Source organism: Mycobacterium asiaticum, from assembly GCF_001668675.1.
GTDB classification, from domain to species: Bacteria; Actinomycetota; Actinomycetes; order Mycobacteriales; family Mycobacteriaceae; genus Mycobacterium; species Mycobacterium asiaticum_D.
Window position 1 is genome coordinate 1 of the sequence record NZ_LZKQ01000223.1, and the last position, 8,785, is coordinate 8,785.

10 protein-coding genes are annotated in these 8,785 nt (G+C 66.6%); 4 read left to right on the forward strand and 6 right to left on the reverse strand.

The features are described 5' to 3' along the window. Positions 1 to 618, forward strand: a 618-nt coding sequence (locus tag A9X01_RS19170; RefSeq protein ID WP_065122267.1) for an MBL fold metallo-hydrolase, incomplete at its 5' end; no start/stop codon positions are given. On the opposite strand, the gene A9X01_RS19175 is transcribed toward A9X01_RS19170, so the two are convergent. The 6 genes from A9X01_RS19175 to A9X01_RS19200 all read right to left on the reverse strand — a co-directional run bounded on the left by A9X01_RS19175 (position 615) and on the right by A9X01_RS19200 (position 5,944). After that, the gene (locus A9X01_RS19175) at positions 615 to 1,937 is read right to left on the reverse strand and encodes an NtaA/DmoA family FMN-dependent monooxygenase (protein WP_065122268.1); all 1,323 of its coding nucleotides are present in this window, start codon (positions 1,935 to 1,937) and stop codon (positions 615 to 617) included. The genes A9X01_RS19170 and A9X01_RS19175 overlap by 4 nt on opposite strands. After that, a complete protein-coding gene (locus tag A9X01_RS19180) occupies positions 1,934 to 3,049 on the reverse strand; it encodes an LLM class flavin-dependent oxidoreductase (RefSeq protein ID WP_065122269.1) in 1,116 nt (371 codons plus the stop codon). The genes A9X01_RS19175 and A9X01_RS19180 overlap by 4 nt, the downstream gene beginning before the upstream one ends. After that, positions 3,046 to 4,122: an LLM class flavin-dependent oxidoreductase gene (locus A9X01_RS19185; protein ID WP_065122270.1), complete on the reverse strand. Its 1,077-nt coding sequence runs from the start codon at positions 4,120 to 4,122 to the stop codon at positions 3,046 to 3,048. Before A9X01_RS19185 ends, A9X01_RS19180 begins: the two co-directional genes overlap by 4 nt. Then, the gene (locus A9X01_RS19190) at positions 4,119 to 4,625 is read right to left on the reverse strand and encodes a GNAT family N-acetyltransferase (protein WP_065122271.1); all 507 of its coding nucleotides are present in this window, start codon (positions 4,623 to 4,625) and stop codon (positions 4,119 to 4,121) included. The genes A9X01_RS19185 and A9X01_RS19190 overlap by 4 nt, the downstream gene beginning before the upstream one ends. After that, positions 4,612 to 5,502 carry a class I SAM-dependent methyltransferase gene (locus A9X01_RS19195; RefSeq protein ID WP_081282471.1) on the reverse strand — a complete coding sequence of 297 codons (891 nt, stop codon included), beginning with the start codon at positions 5,500 to 5,502 and terminating at the stop codon, positions 4,612 to 4,614. Before A9X01_RS19195 ends, A9X01_RS19190 begins: the two co-directional genes overlap by 14 nt. Positions 5,503 to 5,563: 61 nt before the next feature. Further along, complete coding sequence (locus A9X01_RS19200) at positions 5,564 to 5,944, reverse strand: DUF3054 domain-containing protein (RefSeq protein WP_065034458.1); 381 nt, start codon at positions 5,942 to 5,944, stop codon at positions 5,564 to 5,566. A gap of 35 nt (positions 5,945 to 5,979) precedes the next feature. Here A9X01_RS19200 and A9X01_RS19205 point away from each other — a divergent pair, with 35 nt between their 5' ends. The 3 genes from A9X01_RS19205 to A9X01_RS19215 form a co-directional block, all read left to right on the forward strand. Next, complete coding sequence (locus A9X01_RS19205; protein ID WP_065122273.1) at positions 5,980 to 7,179, forward strand: acyl-CoA dehydrogenase; 1,200 nt, start codon at positions 5,980 to 5,982, stop codon at positions 7,177 to 7,179. Positions 7,180 to 7,249: 70 nt separating this feature from the next. Continuing rightward, positions 7,250 to 7,852: a hypothetical protein gene (locus A9X01_RS19210; protein ID WP_065122274.1), complete on the forward strand. Its 603-nt coding sequence runs from the start codon at positions 7,250 to 7,252 to the stop codon at positions 7,850 to 7,852. A gap of 30 nt (positions 7,853 to 7,882) precedes the next feature. Beyond that, the coding region (locus tag A9X01_RS19215) for an alpha/beta fold hydrolase (RefSeq protein WP_065122275.1) at positions 7,883 to 8,785 on the forward strand (903 nt) is incomplete at its 3' end.

The following is an 8,785-nucleotide window of genomic DNA, read 5'->3' on the forward strand; positions in this document are numbered from 1 at the left end:
CGCGAGGAGGTGCTGAACTCGCTGCGCAAGCTGGGCTTCGGTCCCGCGGACCTGCGCGCGATCGTGCTCACGCACGCCCATATCGACCACTTCGGCACCGCAATCTGGTTCGCCCGCGAGCACGGCACACCGGTGTACTGCCACGCCGAGGAGGTGGGCCACGCCAAGCGCGAATACCTGGAACAGGTGTCGGTGGCCGATCTCGCACTTCGGCTCTGGCGTCCTCGCTGGGCGGTGTGGACCGCTCACGTGGTGCGCAGCGGCGGGCTTGTCCGTGACGGAATTCCGACCGCGCAGCCGTTGACCCCGGACATCGCGGCCAGCCTGCCTGGGCGTCCGAGGCCAGTTTTCAGTCCCGGGCACACCCATGGGCATTGCTCGTATCTGGTCGACGGCGTGCTCGCCAGCGGCGACGCCCTGGTCACCGGACATCCGCTGATCCGCCACGACGGGCCGCAACTGCTGCCGGCGATCTTCAGCCACAGCCAGGAGGACTGCATCCGCACACTGTCGGCGCTGGCGCTGCTGGACACCGAGATCCTGGCGCCGGGGCATGGTCCCTTGTGGCGCGGGCCCATCCGCGAAGCGACCGAGGCGGCCCTGAAGAAAGCCCGCTAGCTCACCAGGCCCAGGTGCTCGCGCAGCGTCGCGCCGGTGTACTCGGTGCGGTACGCGCCCCGCTCCTGTAGTAGCGGCACCACCCGGTCGACGAACTCATCGAGGCCGTGGGGCGTGAGGTGCGGAACCAGGATGAACCCGTCGCAGGCGTCGGCCTGGATGTAGCGGTCCATCTCATCGGCGATGTGGGCGGCGGTGCCGACGAACTGCTGCCTGCTGGTCACCGCGATGACCAACTCGCGGATCGATAGCCCCTCCGCCTCGGCGCGTTCCCGGAAACGCCGGGCCACCGCGACCGGATCGCCGTGGCGGACCCGGCCCTGGGTGATGTCGCTGTCGACGACCGGGTCGAAATCGGGCAGCGGGCCGTCGGGATCGAAGCCGGTGAGCTCGCGACCCCACACCTGCTCGAGCATCGTGATCGCGGTCGCGCCGCTGACCTGCTGATAACGGACGTGGCGCGCCTTGTCCTGGGCCTCCTCGTCGGTGTCCCCCAGCACAAACGTCGCGGCGGGAAAAACCTTGACCTGTTCGGGATCTCGGCCGGCCGCCCGCACACGGCCCTTGACGTCGGCGTAGTACCGGCGGCCGTCCTCCAACGACCCGTGCAGGGTGAACAACGCGTCGGCATACCGAGCACCGAACGCGCGGCCCTCGTCAGAGTCGCCGGCTTGGAGCAGTACCGGGTGGCCCTGTGGCCCAGTGGGTAGCGTCGCGAAGCCGCGCACGTCGAATTGTTCGCCGGAGTGGTCAACACTGCGGATGCCCTCCGGATTGACATAGACGCGGGTGCTGCGGTCGGCAACGACGGCGTCGGGTGCCCAACTGTCCCAGAATTTCCGCGCGACGGTGACGAATTCCTCGGCCCGCCGGTAGCGGTCGGCATGCTGTAGGAAGCCGCCGCGCCGGAAGTTCGCGCCGGTGAACGCATCCGACGAGGTGACGATGTTCCAGCCGGCGCGCCCTTCCGACAGGTGGTCGAGCGTGGCGAATTGCCTTGCCACTTCGAACGGTTCGTTGAAGGTGGTGTTGATGGTCCCGGTGAGACCGATCCGGTCGGTGACTGCGGCCAGCGCCGCCAGCACGGTAAAGGTGTCCGGCCGGCCGACGACATCCAGGTCATGGATGCGCCCGCGGTGCTCGCGCAGCCGCAGGCCTTCGGCGAGGAACAAAAAATCGAACAACCCGCGTTCGGCCGCGCGGGTGAGGTGGACGAAGGAGTCGAACTCGATCTGGCTGCCGGCGGTGGGGTCGGTCCACACCGTCGTGTTGTTGACGCCGGGGAAGTGAGCCGCCAGGTGAATAGGCTTGCGACTCACGGGGTTATCCCCCACCTCCGGGCAATCAGTTCATGCGATCGCAGGCGGTCCTCGTGGCGGTGAGTGACCGAGGTGACGACGAGTTCGTCGGCACCGGTGATCCGTTGCAGGGCCTGCAGACGTTCGGCGACCTCGTCGGGGTTGCCGACGAATTGCGTTGCGATGCGGTCTTTTACCACAGCGAGCTGTTCTTCGGTGAGCGGTCCGCACCCATCGGGGTCGGGATAGGGCATTGCGCCGACGCCGGTTCGGATCGAGTAGACCCAGTGCCCGTAGCCTGCGGCAAGGCGCTGGGCGGTGGCGGTATCGTCGGCCACCACGATGTCGGCCGAGACCACCACGTAGGGGCGCTCCAAAGCGGCCGACGGCACGAAGTTTTGCCGGTACGCTTCGACGGCTTCCAGCGCCGTAGCGGGGGTGATGTGGTAGCTGGCGACAAAGGGCAGTCCCAGCGCGCCGGCCACCCGGGCGCTTTGTCCCCGGCTGCTGCCAAAGACCCACGGCCGCAAGCCCGAATGCTCGCCCGGTACCGCGTGGACGTCGAACTCCCCCGCGTGGTAGGTGCCCTCAAGGAAGGCGAGGATGTCACGCACCTGTTCGTTGAAGTCCGGCGAGATCGCCTCGGGTTGCTGCAGGATGGCCATGGTGGCCTGTAGCCGTTCGAGGTCGAGCAACCCGCGCAGATCGAACGGGGTTGGCACCACCACTCCGTCGACCTCATGCCATTGTCGCGGCGGGCGGGGGTCTCTGGGCGGCTTAGGTTTGCGCTCGTCTGAACGGCGCTGTCCAGACCGGCCCACGCCCAGATCGATCCGCCCAGGGTAGAAGGCGTCGAGCATGCCGAAGTTCTCGACGACGGCAATTGCGGTGGTGTAGCCCAGCTGGACCGCGGCCGCGCCGACCCGAATTCGGTTGGTGGCGGCGGCGATCTGGCCGATCAGCACCGCCGGTGACGAACTGGCGACGCCGACGAAGTGATGCTCGGCCACCCAGTAGCGTTTGAAGCCCCACTGCTCGGCCCGCTGCGCCAGATCAATGGTGTTACGCAACGCGGTGGGCGCGTCGCTGCCGGCGCTGATGGGCGCCAGGTCCAGGATTGACAACGGGATCATCGGTTCACCGCCACATATCGATTGGGTGCCAACGGCAATTCGAGCCGCTCGCGCAGCGTCTCGGATTCTCGGTACCGGGTACGGAATTGGCCGACACGTTGCAACAGCGGCACAACCTCGTCGGCGATCACCGGAAGATCGGTGGCGTGCACGGCCGGACGCAGACGCGCCCCGTCGAAGCCGACGCGCTGCCAGCCAAGCAGCAGGTCCACCAGTTCGGTCGGGGTGCCGGTCCATACCCAGGTGTCGGAGCGGAAGTCGTCCTGCCCGTGGAACGAAACCACAATGTCGGCAAACACTTTCAGGTGCTGGCTGATGCCGCGCACTTCGCCGAGGATGTCGCTCGCACCGGCTTCGTCGGCGGGCGTGACGAAAACCAGGTCAGAGGTTTCGGCTGCAAAGTAATAGACGGGTGTGGCGTGGGCGAGGGCGGCCACCACCGGTTGACCTTGCGGCGGCCGCGGCGTGATGGACGGCCCCTTGACGCAGAAGTACTTTCCGGCGAAATCGATATAGTGGAGCTTGTCCCGGTCGATGTATCGTCCGGTGGCGACGTCGCGAATCACCGCGTCGTCCTCCCAGCTGTCCCACAACCTGCGCACCACGTCGACGAATTCGACCGCCTCGTCGAACAATTCGGCGGGGTTGACCGTCCGGCGCCCGAACAGGGCCGCCTCGTGAGCGGTGCCGCTGACGCGGGGCTGCCAGCCCGCTCGGCCGTGCGATACGAAGTCAAGCGTGGCAATGGCTTTGGAGACATGGAAGGGTTCGGTATGAGTGACCGTGGCCACCGGGATCAGCCCGATATGCCGGGTGAGCGGCGCGATACGTGCGGCGGTCAGCACCGCGTCCCCACGCCCGGTCAGTCGGTCCGGATGTATCCGGGAGCTGCGACCAATCTGCGGCATCAGGGAGTCGTCGATGGTGAGGAAGTCCAGCAGCCCGCGTTCGGCGGTGACCGCCAGATCGGCCCAGTAGTTTCCGCTGAGCACCGAGCGGGTCTCGGCCGTCAGCGCCCATGCGTGGGTGTGCCAGCCATACCCGTCGAGGGCCACGCCCAGATGAAACGTCATGTCCGTTCCTGTGCCAGGGTTTTCAGGAAAGCCACCGGGAACACGGGGCCGCGGGCGGGCAGCGGTTCGGCCAGCCGCGTATAGCCGGTGGCCTGGTAGAGCTCTTCGGCTTCGGGCTGACGATCACCGGTTATCAGGTACACCCTGGTGTAACCGCGGGCAGCGATCTGCGATTCCAGTGCCGCCAGGAGCGCCGTTGCATAGCCGCGACGGCGGTGGTCACGGTGGGTCCATATCCGCTTGAGCTCGGCCGTCTCGGCGTCGAATCGGCAGAATGCGCCGCCGGTCACCGGCTCCCCGTCGACGACACCGATCAACATACCCCCGTGCGGCTCGGCGAACTCACCGTCCGGGCCGTCGACGAGCCACGCCAGATACCTGGCCGGCTCGCCGCCGTAGCGCTCCGCGTACTCGTCGGCCAGCGCCACGAGTAGGGGCGCAGCCAGTGGATCCTGCAATGCCGTCGGGACGAAGCGCAGCCGATCCCGGTTAGCGGCTGTCACGTAACCCGTTCCCGTCAGCTCTTGCGGCCAGGGTCGCGGTGACGAATCGAGGCGTGATCGCCATGTCGTGCGAACTGACCGGCCGCCGGCCGCCCAACCCGGTGACGGTCAGTAGGTCAACCAGCGTCCGGTCGGTGGCCTGCCACCCGTGCGCCGCCAAATATTCAGAGACCGAACGGAATTCGGCTTCGTAGGTGATTTTGGTCAGGTCGATGTCCAGCCCCTGCTCGCGCCAGGCGTCGATAAAGGCCCGTCCCTCCTCCAGCTGCTCCGGGGTCCACGGCAGGTGATCGGCGGCAAACCAGCTGCCGGGCGCGCTCATCGAGGTGATGTCGCGCAGTAGCCGATCCTGCGCATCCGGCGGCAGGTACCCGACGAGCAGGTTCTCGGCGACCCAGACGGTGCGCTGGGCCGGGTCGAATCCGACTCGACGCAACGCTGTCAACCAGTCGCCCCGGAGATCGACGCCGAGCGCGAACCGGTGCGCGGTCAGCTTGGCGCCGACCTGGTGCAGCACTTGCTCCTTGAAGTCCACCACCGTCGACCGATCGATCTCGTAGAACCTCATCCCGGGCGGCCACCACAACCGAAACGCCCGAGTGTCCAGGCCGCATCCCAGGTTCACCACCTGCCGGATACCGGCCCGCGCAGCGCTGGTCAGCAGCTCGTCCAGGAACCGACCGTGCACGGCGAGGACATTTATCATGCCCGTCATCGTGGGATCGTCGCCGCCGTCGGTCGCATAACGGTCGTCCTCGATGACCCGGATGAAGAAATCCACGCCGGCCGCCCGCACTAACGGTTCGGCAAAGGGATCGTCAAGCAGGCCCTTATTGGTGCCAACCGCCCTGGCGACCGCGCCGAAGGTGGCCGTCATGCCGACGCCGGTAGCCAGATCCCAGGTGTCGCCGTCCTCGCGTACCAAACCGGCGGACCTTTCAGCCGTCCGAACGTCGCCGCGCGGCCAGTTCGACCGCCGCGCGCCAGCCGAGCAGGAACACCGCTGTCACCGTCGACGCCACCGCGATGAACGCCACCGCCACGCTGGCCGAACTCGCTTTCCGCAACAGCATGCCGACCAGCACGGTCGATACCCACACGATCACCCCGGTCGGCGCCACCGCCGTCGGCCGGCGCCAGCCCCGCGACAAGAGCCAGCCCACCGCCGTACCGGTCAGAAACGGCCAGGCCGTCGTCGCGAGGCCGCTGGCCGTGACGCCTTCGTCGTGGCTGCGGCGTCCCAGCGCGCAAAACACCAGAACGGCCACGACATCGGTTACCAGCCAGCCCAGCCAGGCCGGCCCCCGCCGTGGTTGCATGCAGCGAGACTACCGGGCAAGGGCAGGATTGAGGCATGAGCACCGCTGCAAGTAACTCAACACTGCCCGCCTTCGATCCCTACGACCCACTCGGTCTGGAAGCGTCGTTGTCCGACGACGAGATCGCCGTGCGCGACACCGTGCGGGCATTCTGCGCCGAGCAGGTGATCCCGTATGTGGGCCAGTGGTTCGAGGACGGCGACCTGCCGGTGGCGCGCGATTTGGCCAAGCAGTTCGGTGCACTGGGGCTGCTGGGCATGCATCTGCACGGCTATGGATGCGGCGGCGCGTCCGCCGTGCACTATGGCCTGGCGTGCCTGGAGCTCGAAGCCGCCGATTCCGGCATCCGGTCGCTGGTGTCGGTGCAGGGCTCGCTGGCGATGTTCGCGATCTGGAATAACGGCTCCGAGGAGCAGAAGCAGCGGTGGTTGCCCGGCATGTCGGCGGGCGAGCTCATTGGTTGCTTCGGGCTGACCGAGCCCGACGTCGGATCCGACCCGGCCGCGATGAAGACGCGGGCCAGGCGCGACGGGTCGGACTGGGTGCTCAACGGACGCAAGATGTGGATCACCAATGGATCGATCGCCGACCTGGCTGTGGTGTGGGCCGCGACGGACGAGGGGATCCGGGGGTTCATCGTGCCGACCGAGACCCCCGGTTTCACGGCAAACACGATCCACCACAAGCTGTCGCTGCGGGCCTCAATCACCAGCGAATTGGTGCTCGACGACGTCCGCTTGCCCGCCGATGCTCTGCTGCCCGGGGCCACCGGCCTGAAGGGGCCGCTGGCGTGTCTGTCGGAGGCACGCTACGGAATCATCTGGGGATCGATGGGCGCGGCACGCTCAGCCTGGCAGTCCGCGCTCGAATACGCGACGCAACGCACTCAGTTCGGCCGCCCGATCGCCGGCTTCCAACTGACTCAGGCCAAGCTAGTCGACATGGCCGTCGAGTTGCACAAGGGCCAATTGCTGTCGCTGCATCTGGGCCGCCTCAAGGACGGGGTTGGCCTGCGTCCGGACCAGGTCAGCTTCGGCAAGCTCAACAACACCCGGGAGGCGATAGAGATCTGTCGCACCGCGCGAACCATATTGGGCGGCAACGGCATATCGCTGGAATACCCGGTCATCCGGCACATGGTCAATTTGGAGTCGGTGCTCACCTACGAAGGAACCCCGGAGATGCACCAGTTGGTCCTCGGCCAAGCGTTCACCGGCGTAGCCGCCTTCCGGTAGCGCCCTCTGGCGGTTGCTGACGGCCGACGCGTACAAGAAGATGGGTGATGTTCGGAATCGGAGGTAACCGGTGAAAGTAATTGCAAGGCTGGTCATTGCCGTTGGGTTATCGGTCGCCCTGGCACCCGTCGCCGGTGCCGACCCCGCCGGTGAGTTGCCGCCGATGCCGTCCACCGGCAGCGGCCCGGTCGTCGGTGGCGGCGCCAATGCCGCCATCGGGCAACAGCTGTTCAGTTTCCACGATGCCAACGTGCAAGAGGTCGACGGTAACGATGCCGCTGGATTCATCACTGCCGCAGCGGGTCTCACCAACCGCGACCTCGCGACCGTTTTCCAGCCGCTGCAGCGGGCGCTCGGGTGTCAGACGAACAATGCGGGATTCGGTGCGCGTGCCTACCGCCGCAACGACGGGCAATGGGGCGGCGGAATGTTGGTGATCGCCAAGAGCAGCGTCAAGGACGTCGAAGCGCTGAAGGCGTGCGCGAAGAACAGTTGGCGCCGGGCCACGGTGGGCACGCCGACGTCCATGTGCAACAGCGGGTGGAGCTACCCGCCGTACAGCGATACCCGCCGCGGCGAGGGCTATTTCGTCCTGCTGGCCGGAACCAACTCGGACTTCTGCGGTCCGCCGAATGCCAACTTCCGGAGCACCGCGAGTTCTTGGCCCACCTAGAAGAAGTCTCTGGGCGGCTAGACTTCCGCAATGTTCTCGGAGACGCGCTATGCGCTAAACGGGGACTTACGCGTCGCCTATCGCGCGTCGAGCGCAGGTCCACGCGACATAGTGTTCGTCCCAAACTGGTTCACCTGCTGCGAGCATTTCCCGGAGCTACCGTCCATTCAGGGCTGGGTTGAGGCGATGTCATCACTTGGCCGGCTGATCTTCTTCGACCAGCTGGGCACCGGAGTGTCGGACCCGGTCACACCGGGTGCGCTGCCGACCTTGGAGCAATGGGCCGACAGCATCACCGCGGTATTGGACGATCTCGGCAGCCCCGAGGCGGTCCTTGTCGCGATCGACGGAGCGTTGGCGCCAGCGGCGCTGTTCGCCGCGACACATCCGTCCCGTACCAGCGCACTGGTCTTGCTCGAAAGTTATGCGGTCCCGCTTTCGGAACGCACGGGGCTGGATCCCAGGGAAGTGCTCGACGCCATGACGGGGATGTGGGGCACGGGTGAGTTCAACCATGTGCTCAATCCGGACATGCCGTGGAACGAAGAGATCCGGGCGGCGTGGGCACGCGAAGAACGACTGGCCGCAAGCCCGTGGACAGTCGCCCTCATGCTCCCCCTGGTGGCCGATATGGATGTGCGGCCGGTGCTTTCGACCGTCCGCGTGCCCACCCTCGTCGTGCAGCACAGCGAGGACCCGATGATCACACCCGCCATGGGCAGGGACGTCGCCGACCAGATATCGGGCGCCAAATACGTTGAACTGCCGGGCCGCAACATGTACCACTTCGTGGAACCGTGGCGTGATTCCTTCCGTTACATCGCCGAATTTCTGACCGGCGAGCAGACTGAGGTCACCGATGATCGGGTTTTGGCGACGGTGTTGTTCACCGACATTGTGGATTCGACGCGTCGGGCCGCGGAGATGGGTGAT

Coding starts and splice junctions, on each gene's coding strand:
- A9X01_RS19180 (WP_065122269.1), bottom strand. CDS start 3,049: ATGATCCCGTTGTCAATCCTGGACCTGGCGCCCATCAGCGCCGGCAGC.
- A9X01_RS19185 (WP_065122270.1), bottom strand. CDS start 4,122: ATGACGTTTCATCTGGGCGTGGCCCTCGACGGGTATGGCTGGCACACC.
- A9X01_RS19195 (WP_081282471.1), bottom strand. CDS start 5,502: ATGACGGCCACCTTCGGCGCGGTCGCCAGGGCGGTTGGCACCAATAAG.
- A9X01_RS19200 (WP_065034458.1), bottom strand. CDS start 5,944: ATGCAACCACGGCGGGGGCCGGCCTGGCTGGGCTGGCTGGTAACCGAT.
- A9X01_RS19205 (WP_065122273.1), top strand. CDS start 5,980: ATGAGCACCGCTGCAAGTAACTCAACACTGCCCGCCTTCGATCCCTAC.